Source organism: Bradyrhizobium sp. AZCC 1588, from assembly GCF_036924735.1.
In the GTDB taxonomy this organism is placed as follows: Bacteria; Pseudomonadota; Alphaproteobacteria; order Rhizobiales; family Xanthobacteraceae; genus Bradyrhizobium.
Genome location: NZ_JAZHSC010000001.1, coordinates 7,223,512 through 7,242,244, shown reverse-complemented (window position 1 = coordinate 7,242,244; position 18,733 = coordinate 7,223,512). Strand labels below are relative to the sequence as shown.

16 protein-coding genes are annotated in these 18,733 nt (G+C 62.9%); 7 read left to right on the top strand and 9 right to left on the bottom strand.

The window, feature by feature from the left end:
• Nucleotides 1–8 precede the first annotated feature (8 nt).
• Complete coding sequence (locus V1277_RS33990; protein ID WP_334375765.1) at nucleotides 9–740, top strand: glutathione S-transferase family protein; 732 nt, start codon at nucleotides 9–11, stop codon at nucleotides 738–740.
• 64 nt (nucleotides 741–804) lie between these two features.
• Here the strand turns inward: V1277_RS33990 and V1277_RS33985 are convergent, their stop codons facing one another.
• A complete protein-coding gene (locus tag V1277_RS33985; RefSeq protein ID WP_334377185.1) occupies nucleotides 805–1,008 on the bottom strand; it encodes a cold-shock protein in 204 nt (67 codons plus the stop codon).
• 552 nt (nucleotides 1,009–1,560) lie between these two features.
• Between V1277_RS33985 and V1277_RS33980 the strand changes: the two genes are divergently transcribed.
• Complete coding sequence (locus tag V1277_RS33980; RefSeq protein WP_442894552.1) at nucleotides 1,561–2,520, top strand: autotransporter outer membrane beta-barrel domain-containing protein; 960 nt, start codon at nucleotides 1,561–1,563, stop codon at nucleotides 2,518–2,520.
• 104 nt (nucleotides 2,521–2,624) lie between these two features.
• Here the strand turns inward: V1277_RS33980 and V1277_RS33975 are convergent, their stop codons facing one another.
• Nucleotides 2,625–3,020, bottom strand: coding sequence for a rhodanese-like domain-containing protein (locus tag V1277_RS33975; protein ID WP_334420080.1), 396 nt, complete (start codon nucleotides 3,018–3,020; stop codon nucleotides 2,625–2,627).
• A gap of 50 nt (nucleotides 3,021–3,070) precedes the next feature.
• A complete protein-coding gene (locus V1277_RS33970; protein WP_334420079.1) occupies nucleotides 3,071–3,655 on the bottom strand; it encodes a carboxymuconolactone decarboxylase family protein in 585 nt (194 codons plus the stop codon).
• A gap of 236 nt (nucleotides 3,656–3,891) precedes the next feature.
• Between V1277_RS33970 and V1277_RS33965 the strand changes: the two genes are divergently transcribed.
• Entirely contained in the window at nucleotides 3,892–4,923 is a 1,032-nt protein-coding gene (locus V1277_RS33965) for an AraC family transcriptional regulator (RefSeq protein ID WP_334420078.1), read from the top strand.
• A gap of 169 nt (nucleotides 4,924–5,092) precedes the next feature.
• Here the strand turns inward: V1277_RS33965 and rnd are convergent, their stop codons facing one another.
• Together rnd and V1277_RS33955 are read right to left on the bottom strand one after the other, a co-directional pair.
• On the bottom strand, nucleotides 5,093–6,241 hold the full coding sequence (gene rnd, locus V1277_RS33960) for a ribonuclease D (protein ID WP_334420076.1): 1,149 nt from the start codon (nucleotides 6,239–6,241) through the stop codon (nucleotides 5,093–5,095).
• A 551-nt stretch (nucleotides 6,242–6,792) separates the two neighbouring features.
• The gene (locus V1277_RS33955) at nucleotides 6,793–8,268 is read right to left on the bottom strand and encodes a protein adenylyltransferase SelO (protein WP_334420075.1); all 1,476 of its coding nucleotides are present in this window, start codon (nucleotides 8,266–8,268) and stop codon (nucleotides 6,793–6,795) included.
• A 194-nt stretch (nucleotides 8,269–8,462) separates the two neighbouring features.
• Here V1277_RS33955 and aspS point away from each other — a divergent pair, with 194 nt between their 5' ends.
• Nucleotides 8,463–10,238, top strand: a complete 1,776-nt coding sequence (gene aspS, locus V1277_RS33950) for an aspartate--tRNA ligase (RefSeq protein WP_334420073.1) — start codon at nucleotides 8,463–8,465, stop codon at nucleotides 10,236–10,238.
• A 7-nt stretch (nucleotides 10,239–10,245) separates the two neighbouring features.
• Here the strand turns inward: aspS and V1277_RS33945 are convergent, their stop codons facing one another.
• Nucleotides 10,246–12,225 carry a hypothetical protein gene (locus tag V1277_RS33945; RefSeq protein WP_334420072.1) on the bottom strand — a complete coding sequence of 660 codons (1,980 nt, stop codon included), beginning with the start codon at nucleotides 12,223–12,225 and terminating at the stop codon, nucleotides 10,246–10,248.
• Nucleotides 12,226–12,480: 255 nt separating this feature from the next.
• Between V1277_RS33945 and V1277_RS33940 the strand changes: the two genes are divergently transcribed.
• From V1277_RS33940 to V1277_RS33930, 3 genes are all read left to right on the top strand, one after another.
• On the top strand, nucleotides 12,481–14,790 hold the full coding sequence (locus tag V1277_RS33940) for an NADP-dependent malic enzyme (RefSeq protein WP_334420071.1): 2,310 nt from the start codon (nucleotides 12,481–12,483) through the stop codon (nucleotides 14,788–14,790).
• Between the two features lie 106 nt (nucleotides 14,791–14,896).
• Complete coding sequence (locus V1277_RS33935) at nucleotides 14,897–15,067, top strand: hypothetical protein (protein WP_334420069.1); 171 nt, start codon at nucleotides 14,897–14,899, stop codon at nucleotides 15,065–15,067.
• 10 nt (nucleotides 15,068–15,077) lie between these two features.
• A complete protein-coding gene (locus V1277_RS33930) occupies nucleotides 15,078–15,530 on the top strand; it encodes a DoxX family protein (protein WP_334420068.1) in 453 nt (150 codons plus the stop codon).
• 7 nt (nucleotides 15,531–15,537) lie between these two features.
• On the opposite strand, the gene V1277_RS33925 is transcribed toward V1277_RS33930, so the two are convergent.
• The 3 genes from V1277_RS33925 to V1277_RS33915 all read right to left on the bottom strand — a co-directional run bounded on the left by V1277_RS33925 (nucleotide 15,538) and on the right by V1277_RS33915 (nucleotide 18,644).
• Nucleotides 15,538–16,956: a TRAP transporter large permease gene (locus tag V1277_RS33925; protein ID WP_334420067.1), complete on the bottom strand. Its 1,419-nt coding sequence runs from the start codon at nucleotides 16,954–16,956 to the stop codon at nucleotides 15,538–15,540.
• A complete protein-coding gene (locus V1277_RS33920; RefSeq protein WP_275184625.1) occupies nucleotides 16,953–17,546 on the bottom strand; it encodes a TRAP transporter small permease subunit in 594 nt (197 codons plus the stop codon). Before V1277_RS33920 ends, V1277_RS33925 begins: the two co-directional genes overlap by 4 nt.
• 75 nt (nucleotides 17,547–17,621) lie before the next feature.
• On the bottom strand, nucleotides 17,622–18,644 hold the full coding sequence (locus V1277_RS33915; protein WP_334375751.1) for a TRAP transporter substrate-binding protein: 1,023 nt from the start codon (nucleotides 18,642–18,644) through the stop codon (nucleotides 17,622–17,624).
• Nucleotides 18,645–18,733 lie beyond the last annotated feature (89 nt).

Here is an 18,733-nt window from a genome sequence, read left to right as displayed (position 1 = left end):
AGGTTTCCATGATCACGCTCTATGGCTCCGGGCCCAATTTCGGCCTTCCCGACGCAAGCCCGTTCGTGACCAAGGCCGAGACCTTGCTACGGATGTCGAAACTGCCGTTCAGAAAAGCGCCGATGAGCTTTTCGAAGGCGCCCAAGGGCAAGATTCCCTACATCGAGGACGACGGCCAGTTGCTCGGCGATTCCACGCTGATCCGCTGGCACCTAGAGAAGAAATACGGCATCGATTTCGACCAGGGACTCAGCGCCGAGCAGCTCGCCATCGCCTGGGCCTTCGAGAAGATGGCGGAGGACAATCTCTACTGGGCCAGCGTCTACTTCCGTTGGATGATCGATGATAATTTCCGCAAAGGTCCCATCAATTTCTTCAAGGGCGTGCCGGCGCCGGTCCGGCCGGTCGTCGCTGCGATGATCCGCCGCCGCCTGCGAAAGACGTTGCACGGCCAGGGAATCGGCCGTCATTCCAAAGACGAGATCACCGCGATCGGGATCCGCTCGATCGACGCGATGGCGGCCTATCTCGGCGACAAGCCGTTTTTCATGGGCAGGGAGCCCGCCGGCATCGACGCCACGATATTCGCCTTCGCGGTCAGTGCGATTTGTCCGCTGTTCGAGTCGGATTTGCAGCGGGCGGCCGCAAGCCATGCCAACCTGCGGCGCTATGTCGGCCGGATGACCGCGCGATTCTATCCGGAACTCAGCGAGATCGCCGGCTGCGAGGCGGCGGCCTGAATTCCGGGGCAGGGTGCAAACAAAATCCCCCGGCGAGGCCGGGGGCAATTTGCGTGGACGAAGTCTACGTGACCTTGAGGTTTTCCGCGGACGTCTTGCCGCGGTTTTCGACAAGGTCGTACTCGACGTGCTGGTTCTCGTTGAGAGTGGTGAGCCCCGCACGCTCGACGGCCGAGATATGGACGAACACGTCCTTCTCGCCGACCGCCGGCTTGATGAACCCATACCCCTTGGTGGGGTTGAACCACTTGACGTTGCCCTTGTGCATCGCCATCGCCTGTCTCCAAGTTTGGTCTAGATATAAAAAAGACGCGGCCACGTTTTCCACGTGCCACGCCACAAACGGGCTTCCCGGTAGCTGCTAGATTTCCTGCTCGCGAAACGCACAGTCGAACGGCCTGAATCCGATTGCGCTTGGGATTGCAACACGAAATTTGGGCGTTCGCAAGGTTCTGGCGCGCTCCCCGCAAACCGTCCTGGTGTCGCCGGCTGTGGCAGCCGAACCACATTAGCGCGTATTCGGCAGCGCGCCGATTGACCGTTTGCGCGAACTAGGGGCAAATCGTTACGGTTTATCGGCATTTGCGCATTTTTCGGGCTGGCGCTTTCGCCCTCTGGAATGGACTGCATGCGCGGCTCACGGCGGCCTTCGCGAGCATGGAAAACCGGAACCGGGCACGCGCTTGCATGTCTGGCCGCGATTGCGTTCGCGCTCATCACCGCCATGTCCGCCGCCCACGCGCAATCGCCGACGCCCACGCCCACTCCGACGCCAACCCCGACACCCACGCCTTCGCCGACGCCCAGCCCGACGCCGACCTTGATCAATTCGACGGTCTCATCAAGCGCGACACTGACCAATCTCGGCAGCAATTTCCTGGAACGGCTGGGCAATCAGTCGAGCAATGGTTTCAACCGCCTGCAGCGGACCAATCCGGGCGGGGGCGGCGCCTCCGAGAACATAGAAGCGCCGCGCTACCGGACCTGGTTCGAAGGCTACGGGAACTGGACCAAGAACGGCGCGGTCGGCGATTTCGTCGGCGACAGCAGAAAGACCTGGGGCGGCGTGGCCGGCATTGGCGCGCGGGTGATGCCGGGCGTCAATATCGGCTTCTCGGTCGACCAGAGCCGCTCCGCGATCGATATTCCGCTGGCGCTGCAATCGGCCACCATCGACCTGACTCAGCTCGGTTTCACGGCCTCCGTCGACAGCGGGCCGTGGACCTGGGCCAGCGCGGTCGTGCACGGCTTTGGCAACATCAATTCGCGCCGAGACACGGGGCTCGGGATTGCGACTGCCGGATACAATGCGCGGCTCGACGGCGTGTTGAGCGAGATCAGCTATTACTGGTCCAAGGACCAGGGCCGCGTCGTGCCCAAGGCCGCGTTCGAATATGTCCGCGCCCGGACCGGATCGCTGCAGGAGATCGGCGGCCTCGATCCCGTGGCGGCAACGGGCGCCACCGTGGAGCGCGCGCGGCTGCTGATCGGCGCGGAGATCGGCCATTACTGGATCTTCGACGGCAAGATTTTCGACCTGTCGGGCTACGGCAAGTTCGTCGACAATCTCGTGCAGAATTTCTCCGATATCACCGTCACCCTTGGCGCCCAAAGCCTCACGCTGCAGGGCATCGGCGAGAGCCGGTATGGCGCCGACGCCGGCGCCTCGGCCTCGCTGAGCCTGACCAATACCGCACGGCTCTATGTCAACTACGACACCAAGCTCCGCGCCGCGATGCAGTCGCATCAGGGCACGGTGGGGCTTGAGTTGAAGTGGTAGCGAACTGTACGAGTTCGGCCCACCGCGCCATGCACGGCCGGGCCCGCCACTCTGGCGGCGGCCCGGATATTTCGTGCTCGTTCAAGTGATGACGATTACGATTGTCACATGTCAGGCTCTATCGGCTTATCGATCGCCCCGCCGCTCTCGGCCCAGTCCTTGAAGGCGCCGAGATTGTAGACATTGGGGTACCCCATATCCTTGAGCACCTTGCCACCAAGCGCGGATCGTGCGCCGGACGCGCAATAGAGGATGACCGTCTTGTCCTTGGCAAAATTTTTGTCGTGGTAGGGCGTCTCGGGATCGGCGCGGAACTCCAGCATGCCGCGGGAGACATGGATGGCTCCCGGGACCTTGCCGCTCTTCTCCACTTCCGGCGCGTCACGCACGTCGACGACGAGGGTGTTTCCTTCCGCAATCATTTCCTTGGCCTGCGCGGGCGTGATGCGCGGCACCGCTGCGTTGGCGGCTTCCATCAACTGTTTGACGCTGGTGGTCATAATCGACTCCTCTTCTCGGTTGAAAGTCCTGGGTTGAAAAAATCTCTTCATCAGATCGCTCGGCCGACCGTCATCGCCTTGCGAAAATCGGCGTCTGCGTCGATGAAGGCCGGCTCCGGGCCGGCGCCGACCGCATCGAAGAACCGCGCGACGAAACAGCGGAACGCGGCGCAGAGCGCGATGTCGCAGATCTGGACGTCGGTGAAGCCCACCGCCCGCAGCCGCTCGATGTCTTTCGCCGTCACGCGGGACGCGTCGCTTGCGACCGTCTCGGCATAGCGCAGCATTTCGACGTCCCGTTCGCTTAGTCGTGCCGAGGCGAAGTTGCGTCGCACGGCCATAACCGCTTCCTTCGAGCCGAGGTCAGCGAGAAGCTGCTTGCCGTAGACGTGCGAGCAGTAGGTGGACGGCACCTGCTTTGCTGCGACGAATGTGATCAGCCGCCAGTCGCGCGGACTTAGCGAGAAGCCGGTGCGGATCTTGTCGGCGAACTCCTGGTAGATCGGCAGAAGATCCGGCCGCGCGGACCAGCAGCGCGTCGCGGACATTACGAAGCCGCTCTGGGCTTTCTGCGCTGCGTAGAGCTCGGCGATGCGGCCCGTCGCCTCAGTTTCGTCAATCGTCTTGAGAAACATCCAAAATCTCCGTTCGTGAAACAATTTCCGCGGCCAGTGCCGCATAAAATTCGGCCGGTTCTGCCGCGACGGACCGGCTGTGGCCCGATCGACCGCATCGGGCGGGCCGGGAAAGCTCGCTTCAACCGAACCGGACGGTGAACTAAGGCCGGGCCGGAGTTGACACAATGATTGGGGCGCTCAGTTTCTTTGCCAAGACGCTACGCACCGTTTAGTGATCCAGCCCTGGAGGCCAAATGGACGTTTTGTCCGAGGTTCTGCGCGTCATCCGTGTGTCGGGCGCCATTCATTTCAATGCCGAGTTTACGCGGCCATGGTCGGTCGTGACCTCCCCACCGGACTTGCTGGCTTCGCGGTTGATGCCGGGCGCGGAAGCGATCACGCTGTTTCATCTGGCAATGAACGCCGGCTGCTGGATCACATGCGGCAAGCTCGAACCGATCAGGATTGAGGCCGGCGACGTTCTGGTGTTTCCGCGCGGCGATCAGCACGTCATGACCAGCGACCCGGGGCTTTCTCCCGTCTCGATCGCCAGCATCTTCCCCAAAGCGTCGGCCGAGCAGATCACCTGGGTGAAGCATGGCGGGGGCGGGGAGGAGACGCGCTTTGTGTGCGGCTACCTGCATTCCGACCAACGGTTCGGGCCGCTGCTCGATGCGATGCCGGCATTCATTTGCGTCCGCCTGCGCTACGGCAAGGTCATCCTCGATGCATTTTCCGATACCGCGCGCTATGCGGAGCCGGTCACGCTCGATCAGGAGGCCGGCTGGTGGCAGGCTGCGACCGGTCAGCTCATCGCCGAAGCGATGCGGCCAGGTCCGGGAAACCGCGCCATGCTCGCGCGCTTGTCCGAGCTGCTCTTCATGGAGGTCGTGCGCTGGCAGCTGATCCATGTCGCCGAGGGGCGTCGCGGCTGGCTGGCGGGCCTCAACGATCCCCATGTCGGCCGGGCGCTGACGCTGCTTCACGCCGAGCCGGCGCGGCCCTGGACCGTCGAGGAACTGGCAGACTGCGCGGCGATCTCGCGCGCTGCGCTGGGCAAGCGCTTCGTCGAGCTGGTCGGCGAGGCACCGATGACCTATCTGGCCGGATGGCGGATGCACCTCGCCAGGCGACTGCTTCGTGATAGCAGCCTCAGCCTTGCCGAGATCGCTTCCCGTGTCGGCTATGAATCCGAAGCCGCCTTTAACCGCGCCTTCAGCCGCCTCGTCGGCGCGCCTCCCGGCACATGGCGGCAGAGCAAGGGGCTGTCGCAGGCCAGTGCATGAGGCAGGCGTGCCACGACTCGATCGAAGGATGGCGCGGTGCACAGCCGCAGAAGTGCGGTCTCGGAATCTCGATGCCGATCGTGCCGCCGGTTGACGCTTCGGATCGGGAAGCGCCCACCTGGCGGCTTACTTGAGCGGCATCCGGGGAACGGTTCTCGGAAGTTGTTACTTACGTCCGATCGACCCGGACGACCCTGCCTTTTTCGATCGCGAGCGCCAACCTGCCGTGCTTCAGCGCCAGCGCCGCTTCGCCGAACAATTCGCGGCGCCAGCCGTGCAGGGCAGCGACGTCGGCGTGATCGTCGGCGGCGATCTGATCGAGATCGTCGACGGTCGCGATCACCTTGCTGGCGACGGCGTGGCGCTCCGACGTCATCCGCAGCAGCACCTTCAGGAGCTCGACGGTCGCGGCGCCATTCGAACCGCCGCGCGGTTTTTCGATCTTCGGCAAGGTGGCGTGATCGCGGGCGAGGCCGCGCTGCACGGCGGCGATGATATCGCTGCCCCATTTGGAGCGGTCAAAGCCTTTCGGCAACGAGCGCAGGCCGGCAAGGCGCTCGAGCGAGGTCGGGGCGTGGGTGGCGATGTCGCCGACTGCATCGTCCTTCAGCACCCGTGAGCGCGGCACGTCGCGGCTTTGCGCTTCCTGCTCGCGCCAGGCCGCGACTTCCATCAGCACGGCAAGCTCCTTCGGCTTGCGCACCCGCGTCTTCAGCCGCTCCCAGGCGCGCTCCGGGTGGAAATCGTAGGTCCTTGGCGAGGTCAGGACTTCCATCTCCTCGCTGACCCAGTCGCTGCGGCCGCGCTTCTTCAAATCGGCGTCGAGGGCGGCAAAGACGTCGCGCAAATGGGTGACATCGGAGATCGCGTAATGCATTTGCTCCGGCGTCAGCGGCCGGCGCGACCAGTCGGTGAAACGGTGGGTCTTGTCCGGCCGGTGGCCGGTGACGCGCTCGACGAGCTGGTCATAGGCGATGCTGTCGCCATAGCCCAGCACCATCGCCGCGACCTGCGTGTCGAAGATCGGGTGCGGAATGGTGCCGGACTGGTGCCAGACGATCTCGATGTCCTGGCGGGCGGCGTGAAATACCTTCAGCACCGCCTCGTTACCCATCAGGTCGAAGAACGGCTTGAGGTCGATGCCTGGCGCCAGCGTGTCGATCACGACGGCTTCGTCCGGGCTCGCCATCTGCACGACGCAGAGCAAGGGGTAGTACGTCGTCTCCCGCAGGAACTCGGTGTCGACCGTGATGACCTTGTGTTGGGCGAGCCGGGAGCAGGCGGCGGCGAGGTCGGAAGTGGTGGTAATCAGATCCATGAACAATCCATGACGCGTCGGACAGGCGTTCTGCCGAAAACGCTGATATGTCAAGGGTGTCGCGGAGGATTTGAGCCCTGCATTTGAGCCTGAGCACGGCTTTTTTGCGTCCCAACGGAGGCCGGCCGCCGTCCTGTAGCCATTCCAGTCATCAGGCGCCGAGCGGACCGGAAAACCGCTCACTCGTAGCGGATGTGCCGCGACCGGCGCCGTCCCGACGGAATCGCGAGCACGGCGAGACAGAGGGCAATCATCACCATTCCCATGAATGCGAAAGCAAAGGCGTCCACGGCAATTCTCCCCAAGATGTCGTTAGATTTGTGGGGAGGGCGTTGACCGTTTCTTAATTTTTGGAGCCGGGCGCGGAGTGCGTCGCCGAATGGTGGACGGGCTCTTAAGGATTGCGGTTAACGGGCACGCGAGTGACTGTCCTTCCGGGATGCGCCGACAGGCGCAGGCCCGGAATCCATTTCTCCAAATGCTCTGCGGCCTGATGGATTCCGGGCTCGATGCTTCGCATCGCCCCGGAATGACGTGGTGGGGCCAGCGCGTTACGTCCCGCAGAACGTCCGCAGCACGCGTTGGTCCGGCAGCGGCGGCTCGGCATAGGCCGCATAGGCCGGCTGATCCTCATACGGCTTTGACAGGACCGTCAGCAATTCCTCGAACGGCGCGTAGTCGTTGTTGACGGCCGCTGCGATCACAGCTTCGACGCGGTGGTTGCGCGGGATGAACGCCGGATTGACCGCGCGCATCGCGGCCTGCCGCTCGGCGGCGGCGGATTGTGGCTCGTCGGCGAGGCGCTGACGCCAGCGTGCGGCCCACTCGTCGTAAGCGGCGGGATCGGTGAACTGATCGCGCGCCTTGTTCTCGGCGGGATCGCTGGCGGCATCGGTGAGGCGGCGGAAGGTGAGGGTGAAGTCGGCGGTGTTCTTCGCCATGGTGTCAAGCAGATCCTGGATCAAGGCTTCGTCGCCGTCGCGTTCGGTGAACAGGCCGATCTTCTTGCGCAATCCGGCTTGATAGGCGGCCGTGAATTTCTCGGCGAACTCGCCCAAGATCATTTGCGCCTGTTCGATCGCCTTGTCCTGGTCGTCGGAAAACAACCGCAGCAGGCATTCGGCGAGCCGCGTCAGATTCCACAGCGCGATGCGCGGCTGGTTGGCATAGGCGTAGCGACCCATCTCGTCGATCGACGAGAACACCTGCGCGGGGTTGTATTCGTCCATGAAGGCGCAGGGGCCGTAGTCGATGGTCTCACCCGAGATCGAGGTGTTGTCGGTGTTCATGACGCCGTGGATGAAGCCGACCAGAAGCCAGCGCGCGACGAGATCGGCCTGGCGGGCGACGACGCTTTCGAGCAACGCGTGATAGGGACGCTCGGCCTTCGCGACATCGGGATAGTGTCGCGCGATGACGTGGTCGGCGAGCGCCCGCACGGCGTCGGTATCGCCGCGCGCGGCGAAGAACTGGAAGGTGCCGACGCGAACATGGCTTGCGGCCACGCGCGTGAGCACCGCGCCCGGCAGCATGGTCTCGCGCATCACGCCCTCGCCGGTGACGACGGCGGCGAGCGAACGGGTGGTGGGGATGCCGAGGGCATACATCGCCTCGCTGACGATGTATTCGCGCAAGACCGGCCCGAGCGCGGCGCGGCCGTCGCCCCGGCGCGAGAATGGCGTAGGTCCGCTGCCCTTGAGCTGGATGTCGCGGCGGACGCCGTCCTTGTCGATGACCTCGCCGAGCAGGATGGCGCGGCCGTCGCCGAGCTGGGGCACGAACTGGCCGAACTGGTGGCCGGCATAGGCCATGGCGATCGGATCGGCGCCCTCAGGCACGCGCTTTCCGGCGAGGATTTCCGCGCCTTCCGGGCTCTCCAGAACATCGGGATCGAGGCCGAGCTGGACGGCCAAGGCCCGGTTCAGCTTGACCAGCCGGGGGGCGGCCACGGGCGTCGGCGCCACGCGCGCGAAAAAGTTCGCCGGCAGGGCCGAATAGGTGTTCTGGAACGGGAAATGGATGGTCATGGCCTAAAGATAGGCGCGGGAAGGGAATAGGCAAAGGGCGGGCGCTTTCTGAACCCGGAATCTGCCGTTTCGGGCCTAAAACAGGGGCTGCCTTGGTTGCCGCCCCACGCCTCCTCAGGTAAACCGGCGCACTTCGATGGGCCATTTTGGCCTGGTTCGATTCTGACCTCCGACATCTGTTTTTTGGGACCTCCATGCATCGCTACCGGTCACATACATGCGGCGCGCTCCGCGAGGGCGACATCGGGCAGATCGCCCGTCTTTCCGGCTGGTGCCATCGCATCCGCGACCATGGCGGCGTGCTGTTCATCGATTTGCGCGACCATTACGGCATCACGCAATGCGTGGCCGACCCCGATTCGCCCGCGTTCAAGGAAGTCGAAAAGTTCCGCTCGGAATGGGTGGTGCGGATCGACGGCAAGGTGCGCCGCCGTCCCGAGGGGACCGACAACCCGGAACTGTCGACCGGCAAGGTCGAAGTTTACGTCAGCGAGATCGAGGTGCTCGGCCCCGCCGGCGAGCTGCCGCTGCCGGTGTTCGGCGAGCAGGAATATCCTGAGGACATCAGGCTCAAGTACCGCTTCCTCGATCTCCGTCGCGAGAAGCTGCACCAGAACATCATGACCCGCGGCGCGATCGTTGATTCGATGCGCCGGCGCATGAAGGAGCAGGGGTTCTTCGAGTTCCAGACCCCGATCCTGACCGCGTCCTCCCCGGAAGGCGCGCGCGACTTCCTGGTGCCGTCGCGCATCCATCCCGGCAAGTTCTATGCGCTGCCGCAGGCGCCGCAGCAGTACAAGCAGCTCCTGATGATGTCGGGCTTCGACCGCTACTTCCAGATCGCGCCGTGCTTCCGCGACGAGGACCCGCGCGCCGACCGCCTGCCGGGCGAGTTCTATCAGCTCGACGTCGAGATGAGCTTCGTCACGCAGGAAGACGTGTTTGCGGCGATGGAGCCGGTTGTCACCGGTGTGTTTGAGGAGTTCGCCAAGGGCAAGCCGGTGACCAAGGGGTGGCCGCGGATTCCGTTTGCGGAAGCCCTACGCAAATACGGCACCGACAAGCCGGACCTGCGCAACCCGATCGTGATGCAGGACGTCTCCGAACACTTCCGCGGCTCCGGCTTCAAGGTGTTCGCGCGGATGCTGGAAGACCCGAAAAACCAGGTCTGGGCGATCCCGGGCACGGGCGGCGGTTCACGCGCGTTCTGCGACCGCATGAACTCCTGGGCGCAAGGCGAAGGCCAGCCCGGCCTCGGCTACATCATGTGGCGCGAGGGCGGCGAGGGTGCGGGCCCGCTTGCCAACAACATCGGCGCGGAGCGGACGGCGGCAATCCGCGCGCAACTCGGCATGAAGGAGGGCGACGCCGCCTTCTTCGTCGCGGGCGATCCGGAAAAATTCTGGAAGTTCTCAGGCCTCGCCCGCACCAAGGTGGCCGAGGAATTGAACCTGATCGACAAGGACCGGTTCGAACTCGCCTGGATCGTCGACTTCCCGATGTACGAGTACAACGAGGAAGACAAGAAGGTCGACTTCTCGCACAACCCGTTCTCGATGCCGCAAGGTGGACTGGACGCGCTCAACGGGCAGGACCCGCTGACCATCAAGGCGTTCCAGTACGACATCACCTGCAACGGCTACGAGATTGCCTCCGGCGGCATCCGCAACCACAAGCCGGAAGCGATGGTGAAGGCGTTCGAGATCGCGGGCTATGGCGAAAAGGACGTCGTGGAGCGTTTCGGCGGCATGTATCGCGCATTCCAGTACGGCGCCCCGCCGCATGGCGGCATGGCGGCCGGCGTCGACCGTATCGTGATGCTGCTGTGCGGCACCACGAACCTGCGCGAAATCTCGCTGTTCCCGATGAACCAGCAGGCCGTGGACCTCCTGATGGGTGCGCCATCGGAGGTCACGACCAAGCAGCTCCGCGAGCTCCACATCCGGCTTAACCTGCCGGACAAGACGTAAGACTCGCTCACAGTCCCGTCGAAGCCTCGATCCGAAATTGCGCCAGCGCGATCAGCGGATCGGTCTTCAACATCTGGAACAGCTGCATCGCCGGCACCTTGCCGGTCGGCGTGAGCTTGATGATCAGCGTTTGCCCCGGGCTCTCGATAAAGCGGGCCAGCGCCTCCGCTGCGGCTACAGCGTCGGGATTTGCCGCCGCAGTTTCTTTGCCGGCGGCCCTGATTTCGTCGGCGAAGCTGCGGCGAGCGGTCTCGCGATTGACATTCAGGGCGCGGGCATATTGGGCCATCCCGCGATCGACGCTGCCGAGGTCATGCAGCGTGAACTCGATCGCGCCGGCCTCGATCTGCGCCGCCGCGCCCATGGCCTGAGCCGGGTTGACCGAAAATACCTCCCGCGGCACGTTGGCGAGCGTAATCCGCGCGGATGCTTTCATCATTCCGCCGATTTCCAATTTCGGGGCGTCCACGACGAAGCTGCGGGATGCCCCGGTCCATTCCGCGCCGATATCGCCATCGGCCGAAAGCGCATCCAGACCAGTCGCCACAAGCTGCCGCATGGACGGATCGCTCGCGTCGATGGGCGTCGTCATCTTCGCGGTCACGCGCACCTTGCTCGGAATCGGGCCGACAAATTGGCCCCAGTTCACATCGAAACTGTCGAGGTTGACGAACCTGCCGGTGTTCTTGAACGGTGCTGTGACGCTCTTGACCTCAACGCCCTGGATGAGGGGAAACAGCCCCGCGATCAATTCGGGTGAAGGTGCCTGCGCTGGATTTGCAAACTGCGCCGAGACCCGCATGAAGTTCGCGACATCGAGCGACTTGAGCGCGAAGCGTCCTAGCTTGAAGGGGCCTTTCGGCGTGTTCATATCAAGCCCTTCGACCGCAAATTCGCCGACCTTGCCGTCTTCCAGATTGAACCTGATCGCCGAGAGCTTGAACGGGCCTTGCGGTGTTTCGGCCGAAAGGCCGCGCATCTCGGCCGTTCCAATACGCATGCCCTCGTAGATCGCGGCCGCTCGCTCGATCAGTTCGCGCGCTTGCGTGGGCGAAGGTTGAGCGGTTCCGGCCGCCTGTATGGTCGCAAGCATCGTCGGAAGTTGCAGCCGCGACGGGCGTACGGCGACTTCGTCGACCATCATCGCGTCGATGCGCATGCGAACCCCTTGCGCTGACGTAATGGTGTAGGGACCGGCCGTCATCTTGCCGGAGGCTCGGATATAGCGATCTTCACTGTTCTTTTGCGGATCCAGGATGGCGGCGATCGCGCCGGCGTCGAAGTCGCGCGCAGCGAGGTTTGTGATTTCGCCGGTCATCTTGTCGGGCTTGCCCGCCTGTTGCGTGTTGACGGTGAAGCCGGCCCGCTCGACGTCCATCGCGGCGATCTTGCCGGCCTTGATGTCCTTGAACGTCATGCCTGAATAGGCGAACTCTCCCGACATTTTGGTGCCGACGTTGATCGTCCCTGTCATGCTCGGCGCCGAGATGGACGTCGCCGACATCGCGGCAAATTGCTGCAAGCTGGATCGATAGGCGTCGATGATGGATGCCGAAGCCGATGGGAGCTGGATGTTCGCGGGGCCGGAATAGTCCTTCATGACGAAGCGTGGCATTTTATATGTGACTTTCCCGTCCGTCGGACCGGAGATGCCGCCGCTGATTTCCATATCCGACGCTTCGAGGGTGTCGGCCGAGAAGCGGCCCGCGTCCGGCTGGCCGAGCCCAGAGGCTGTGACGCTGGCAATCTTCACGCGCACCGGCGGCTGCGTTGCCGATTCAGTCGCGATATCGTCAATCCTGAGCGTGCGGCTCTTCAGGTCGAACGACACCTTGCCGTGGCTGGCCTTGCCGCCGCTGGCTCTGATCTGCTCGAACGCGGCCTCGACCTCGCCCTTGATTCGATGCTGGGTGTAGTACTCGAAGCCGAAGAAGCCGCCCACCGCGATCACGACCGCGGCGACCAGACCCAGCAGTATCTTTACCATTAGTTGTGCTCCGGTCGCCGACGTTGCAGGGGGCAAATTTGCCACATTGTCGGCCAAGGGGATGGGGTAGGGAGACGAATATGCTACCGGATTTGCCGCACTTCGTCGATGAGCCCCTGTTGACGGCGGCGTTCTCGGATGTTGCATCCAAGTGGTCGCCCGTGCTTCACATCCCCCTCATTTTGCCGGAAAACTGACCCTGATCTGGAAGTATCAATAAGACAAGAGTTCGGGACCGGAAACGCGGGAGCCTACATGTCGTCCTATTCTGAAGATCTGCGTTCTGCGGCGCTGGCGTATCATCGGCTGCCGCGGCCCGGTAAACTCGAAATCCAGGCGACCAAGCCGCTCGCCAACCAGCGCGACCTCGCGCTGGCCTATTCGCCGGGCGTAGCGGCGGCCTGCACCGAGATCGCCAACAATCCGGCCGAAGCGGCATCGCTGACCTCCCGCGCCAATCTGGTCGCCGTGGTTTCCAACGGTACCGCGGTGTTGGGGCTCGGCAACATCGGTCCCTTGGCCTCCAAGCCCGTGATGGAAGGCAAGGCGGTCCTGTTTAAGAAATTCGCAGGGATCGACGTGTTCGACATCGAGATCGCCGCCGACACCATCGAGCGCGTGGTCGAAACGGTGGCGGCGCTGGAGCCGACCTTCGGCGGCATCAATCTCGAGGACATCAAGGGACCGGAATGTTTTGAGATCGAGGCGCAGCTCAAGGAGCGCATGAAGATCCCGGTGTTCCACGACGACCAGCATGGCACGGCCATCATCGTCGGAGCTGCCATCGTCAATGGCTTGCTGCTGAATGGCAAGAAATTGCCCGATGTGAAGATCGTCTGCTCCGGCGCCGGTGCTGCGGCGATCGCGTGCCTCAATCTGTTGGTGTCAATGGGCGCACAGCGCAAGAACATCTGGGTCTGCGATATCGACGGCGTCGTGCATGAGGGGCGCAACACGCTGATGGACCGCTGGAAGGCGGTCTATGCGCAAAAAACGAGTGCGCGCGTGCTGGCGGACGTGATCGGCGGCGCGGATATTTTCTTAGGTTTATCCGCGCCCAACGTGCTGACATCAGACATGGTAAAGTCGATGGCAGACCAGCCGCTGGTGATGGCGCTGGCCAATCCGACCCCGGAGATCATGCCGGACGAAGCCCGGAAGGCGCGCCCCGACGCGATGATCTGCACCGGGCGTTCCGACTTCCCGAACCAGGTGAACAACGTCCTGTGCTTTCCGTTCATCTTCCGCGGTGCGCTCGACGTCGGCGCCACCGGGATCAACGAGGAAATGAAACATGCCGCCGTCGACGCCATAGCGCAGCTCGCGCGCGATCCGCCGTCGGATGCGGTGGCGCAGGGCTTTGACAGCGGCGAGACACAAGGATTTGGGCCGGGCTCGCTGATCCCGAGCCCGTTCGATCCGCGGCTGATCCTGCGCATCGCGCCGGCCGTGGCGCGAGCCGCGATGGAATCCGGCGTGGCGACGCGCCCGATCACGAATTTCGAGGAATATACCGCGCTCCTGGAACGCTTCGCCTTCCGCTCCGGCCTCGTCATGAAGCCGGTGTTCGCCAAGGCCAAGACCCAGCCGGTCCGCGTGATCTATGCCGAGGGCGAGGACCAGCGCGTGCTGCGCGCGACGCAGGTCGTGCTGGAAGAAAAGCTGGCGCGGCCGATCCTGGTCGGGCGGCCCTCCGTGGTCGAAGCCAGGATCAAGCGGTTCGGCCTCTCGATCAAGGCCGGGCAGGATTTTGACCTCGTCAACCCGGAAGACGATCCGCGCTACCGCTCCTACGTGCAGACCTATATCGACGTGGCTGGAAGGCGCGGCGTCACGCCCGAGGCTGCGCGCACCGTGGTTCGCACCAACAACACGGTGATTGCCGCGCTGGCAGTGGTGCGCGGCGAGGCTGACGCCATGATCTGCGGCGTCGAAGGCCGCTATATGAGCCATCTGCGCCATGTTCGCGAGATCATCGGCTTCCTGCCCGGCGTCAGCGATTTCGCGGCGCTGGCGATGATGATCACCACCAAGGGTTCCTATTTCATAGCCGATACCCAAGTGCGTCCGAATCCGAGCGCCGAGGAGCTGGCGGAAGTGGCGTCGCTGGCGGCAACCCATGTCCAGCGGTTCAACATGAAGCCACGCGTCGCCTTCGTGTCACATTCCGACTTCGGCAGTTATGATACGGAATCCTCGCGCAAGATGCGCCGTGCCACCACGCTGTTGAAGGAAAAGCATCCGGAGCTCGAGGCCGACGGCGAGATGCAGGGCGATACCGCGCTCTCGGCTGCCGCGCGAAAACTCGTGCTGCCGCATTCCAACCTGGAAGGCGATGCCAACATCCTGATCATGCCGAACCTCGACACCGCCAACGTCGCCTACCAGATGATCAAGACGCTGGCGGATGCGCTTCCCGTTGGTCCGATCCTGATCGGCCCGGCGCGCCCGGCGCACATCCTCACCCCGGGGGTGACGGCGCGCGGCGTCCTCAACATGACGGCGGTCGCCGCCGTCGAAGCCCAGGAGCGCGCCGGCCGCCAGCAGCCAACCTTGTTCGGATAGATCCGGCTTAAGACTGATTCAAAACCGGGATCCAGCCCTTTGTTCTGACGCGCTTTCTTCACGGGCCGCTACCGGCCTCCGGATCAGGCCGGGGAGCATGCTTCGCTTGAAAAGCTATGATCAAGAAAGCGCCTTGGTTCTGCTTCTATCGGAAGGTCTGGTTGGGGCGCGCGCAGGCTGCTGCGCGGATGGTTTCGATTTTGAGCGTTTGAAAAGCGGAGACGAAACGCCCATAATCGTTTCGCGCCGCCTGCTATCTTTGCATGCCATTCAGTGAGGCCGATCCCATGCCAGCGTTAGTTACCTTCGGGCGAGTCCTGTTCGCCGTGCTCTTCATGTACACGGGAGCGACCAAGCTTTTCGCGATACAGCAGACGGCAGACTTCATCGCATCCAAGGTAACGATTCCGGCGCTGCTTGTGCCCTATACCTCGCAGCTCGAAACCATGGCGGGCATGCCGATGCCGCAATTGCTGGCGGTCGGCGTCGGCGGTTTTGAGATCCTCGCCGGCCTGATGATCGCGGTCAATTTCGCCGCGCGCTTCTTCGCGATCCTCCTGATCTTCTTCGTGCTCGCCACGACCTTCTACTTCCACGATTTCTGGAATCAGCCGGCGCCCGAAAATGCCAAGACGCTGATCGAGGCGCTGAAGAACCTGTCGATCATCGGTGCCCTGTTCATGATCGCGGGCTACGGCAAGGGTCCGCGGCCGAACGAGCCGGCCTACGGGGACATCTAGTCCGCGGTCAGAAATTCCGGATCGCAAAGCGTGGGCCATCGAGCGCTGCGGCCGCATTCTGTGGCGGCGCGACGTGCTCGATCTGCGCGGTGCGTGCTGCTATCCTGCGCGCCTGCAGCCATTGCGGGAACCACATCGCGATCGCCGGGAAGATCAGCACCAGGACCACGCAGACGCACTGGATGACCATGAAGTCGGCCATGCCGCGGTAGATCATTCTCAGGTTCCACTCCTTGACGACCTGCTTGAGGTAATAGGCTGACATCGCGACCGGCGGAGACAGGAAGGCGGTTTGCAGCACGACCGCGACGAGGCAACCGAACCAGACCATGTCGTAGCCCAGGCCCTTGGCCACCGGCGCCAGCATCGGCAGGAAGATGAACACGATGGCCGGCCATTCGAATGGCCAGCCGAGCAGGAAGATCAGGCCCAAGAGCAGAGACATGGTGCCCCAGGCCGGCAACGGCGAGGCCAGCAAGGCATTGGTCATCCAGGTTGCCGTGCCGAGCCATGAAAAGACCGAACCGAACACGTTGGAGGCTACCGCGAGGAGGAGCACCATGCTGGTCGTTGCGAGTGTGCCGTAGCAGGCATCCAGCAACCCGCGCCACGAGAACCGGCCGTAGGCAATGACGAGAACGATTGACCCCAGTGCGCCAAACGCCGCGGCCTCTGCCGCCGTTGTGATTCCGGCGAGGATGGCGCCGAGGGTCAGGATCGTCAGTACTGTAACCGGCACAAGACCGACCACACACTCCCACAGCACGATCCGCATCGAATCGGGCCGGTCCTCGATCGGCACGGGCGGGCCGAGCTTCGGATTGAAGTGAGAGCGTATCAAGGTGTAGGCAATGAACATGGCGGACAGCAGGAAGCCCGGGCCGAAGGCGGCCGCATAGAGATCGATAATCGAGATATCCAGCACGGGCGCCATGACGACCAGCATCACCGACGGCGGGATCAGGATGCCGAGCGTGCCGCCGGCCGCAATTGCGCCGGCCGACATGCGCACGTCATAACCCGCCCGGATCATCATCGGCCCGGCCATGATGCCGAGGAGCGTAACCGTCGCGCCGACGGTTCCGGCAGCGATGCCGAACAGCGTTGCTGTGAGGATGACGACCACGTAGAGCGCGCCATTGATCGGTGCAAACAGGTCGCGGAACGCTTTGAACAGTCGCTCCATCAGTCCGGCCTGATCGCAGATGAACCCCATCAGAATGAACATCGGAACTGCGACGAGTTCGTCCTGCTTCATGAGGCCAATGGTCTGGAGGTAGGCGAGGTTGAATACCCGCTCGCCCATGCCGACGTAGCCGAACATCAGCGCCAGGAACAGCAGCGTGAAGCTGATCGGCAGGCCGATGAAGATCGCTCCCAGCATCACAAGGAGCATGACAAGTCCGAGAAGTTCGAGTCCCGTCATATCTCGATCTTTTCTCTGTGCACGAACTCGCGCCCGAACTGGACCTGGTACCAGCACTTCAGTACTTCGGAGATGCCCTGGATCATGAGAAGAAGGGCTGCCAGGGGGATCGTGGCCCGGAACGGCCACATGATCGCGCGCCAAACGCTTTCCTGCGAGCGCTCGCCGGTGTCATAGGAGTGCAAGGCGTCGTCAATGCTGATCAGCATGAATGTGATCATGGCCGGATAAAAAAATAACAAGTAGGAGATCAGGTCGACGACGCCCTTTTTTCGCTCCGAGTAATTCTCCCAATAGATGTCGGTGCGAACGTGTGCGCCCTTCAACAGCGCATATGCGGCTCCGAGCATGAAGGCCGAACCATTGGCCATGAAGCTCGACTCATAAACCCAAACGGTCGGCGCGTTGAATCCGTAGCGCATGACGACCTCGTACGAGATCGTCACCATCAAAAACAGCATCGTTAGAGCAATGAGCCTGCCGGTCACGTCGGTGAAGCGGTCGATCGCCCGTATAATCGCATAAAAGGCGCGCGGGAACTCGCCGCCCGGATTGCCCGGGACCGAAGCACTGCTGGTGTCCGCCGCCATGATCACTCCTCTTCGTACGGTGCTGGCGTCCGGCGGTACGGACACCAGCACCTCCGCTTCATGCGGCAAGAGAGATCACTTCTTGGTCAGGTAGATCTTGTTCTTCCAGTAGTACTCGCCGGCGAAATTGTACGGCGGGAACCAGGAGAGCTTGAACGGCACGATCTGTTCGGCATAGGCCTTCTGGCTGTCGATCACCTTCTTGTAGAAGGGGTTCTTTGCCGCGTGCTCGGTCTGGATTTTCTCCCACTCGTCGAGGAAGTTCCTCAGGATCTCGTCGGGCGTGCGATGCATCTGAACGCCCGCCTTGATCAGGTCCTGGCAAGCATGCGCCGTCTCGCGATTAAACGCGAAGTTACGTTGCGTCGTGGCATAGACGCTCGCCACCTTGATGATCTCCTGCAGATCAGGTGTGAGCTTCTTCCAGACGTCACCGTTGATCATCAACTGGCCACCGGTGACGGGCTCGTGCATGCCCGGCGTGTAGTAGTGCTTGGCGACCTGATGCAGGCCGAGTTTCTTGTCTTCTTCGCAGTTGATCCATTCAGCGCCCTCGATCACGCCGCGCTCCATGGCGGGCACGATTTCGCCGCCGGGAATGGTGACGACCGAGACGCCGAGCCTGCCGTAGGTTTCCGCACCGATGCCGTAAATCCGGTACTTCAGGCCCTTGAGATCGCTGAGACTGTTGATCTCCTTCTTGAACCAGCCCATTCCCTGCGGGTAATCGGTCGGGATCGGGAAGCCGACGACGTTGAGCTTGAGGACGTCGCGATAAAATTCGTCGAGCAGCTTCATGCCGCCGCCGTCATAGTACCAGGCCCAGTAGTCGGAGCCGTCCATGCCGTACAGCGGACCATGCGACATCGGAATCGTCGCCGTGTTGCGGCCGAGGATGTAGCCGAACGGTCCCATGCCGACATCCAGAACATTCTTGGAAGTGGCGTCGAATACCTCGAACGGCGGCACGATCGCTCCCGCCGGCAGCGTCTCGATCTTGAGGCGTCCAGCCGTCATCTTTTCGACGGTCTCGGCCCAAAGCTTGAAGATGAGATGGAAGTTCGAGGATGCAGGGTGGGTCGATTGACCCTTCAGCACTAACGGCTTTTCGGTGGTTTGGGCCTGAACCGGCCCGGTCAAAGCAGTGACGAACCCAAGAGTCACCGCAGCAAGCATAGTTGAAGCGC

Bases quoted from the DNA above. Each gene is read 5' to 3' on its own strand.
- V1277_RS33965 (WP_334420078.1), top strand. From the start codon at position 3,892: ATGGACGTTTTGTCCGAGGTTCTGCGCGTCATCCGTGTGTCGGGCGCC.
- V1277_RS33920 (WP_275184625.1), bottom strand. From the start codon at position 17,546: ATGGCGGCGGACACCAGCAGTGCTTCGGTCCCGGGCAATCCGGGCGGC.
- aspS (WP_334420073.1), top strand. From the start codon at position 8,463: ATGCATCGCTACCGGTCACATACATGCGGCGCGCTCCGCGAGGGCGAC.
- V1277_RS33925 (WP_334420067.1), bottom strand. From the start codon at position 16,956: ATGACGGGACTCGAACTTCTCGGACTTGTCATGCTCCTTGTGATGCTG.
- V1277_RS33970 (WP_334420079.1), bottom strand. From the start codon at position 3,655: ATGTTTCTCAAGACGATTGACGAAACTGAGGCGACGGGCCGCATCGCC.
- V1277_RS33945 (WP_334420072.1), bottom strand. From the start codon at position 12,225: ATGGTAAAGATACTGCTGGGTCTGGTCGCCGCGGTCGTGATCGCGGTG.
- V1277_RS33930 (WP_334420068.1), top strand. From the start codon at position 15,078: ATGCCAGCGTTAGTTACCTTCGGGCGAGTCCTGTTCGCCGTGCTCTTC.
- V1277_RS33975 (WP_334420080.1), bottom strand. From the start codon at position 3,020: ATGACCACCAGCGTCAAACAGTTGATGGAAGCCGCCAACGCAGCGGTG.
- rnd (WP_334420076.1), bottom strand. From the start codon at position 6,241: ATGGATCTGATTACCACCACTTCCGACCTCGCCGCCGCCTGCTCCCGG.
- V1277_RS33940 (WP_334420071.1), top strand. From the start codon at position 12,481: ATGTCGTCCTATTCTGAAGATCTGCGTTCTGCGGCGCTGGCGTATCAT.
- V1277_RS33955 (WP_334420075.1), bottom strand. From the start codon at position 8,268: ATGACCATCCATTTCCCGTTCCAGAACACCTATTCGGCCCTGCCGGCG.
- V1277_RS33990 (WP_334375765.1), top strand. From the start codon at position 9: ATGATCACGCTCTATGGCTCCGGGCCCAATTTCGGCCTTCCCGACGCA.
- V1277_RS33985 (WP_334377185.1), bottom strand. From the start codon at position 1,008: ATGCACAAGGGCAACGTCAAGTGGTTCAACCCCACCAAGGGGTATGGG.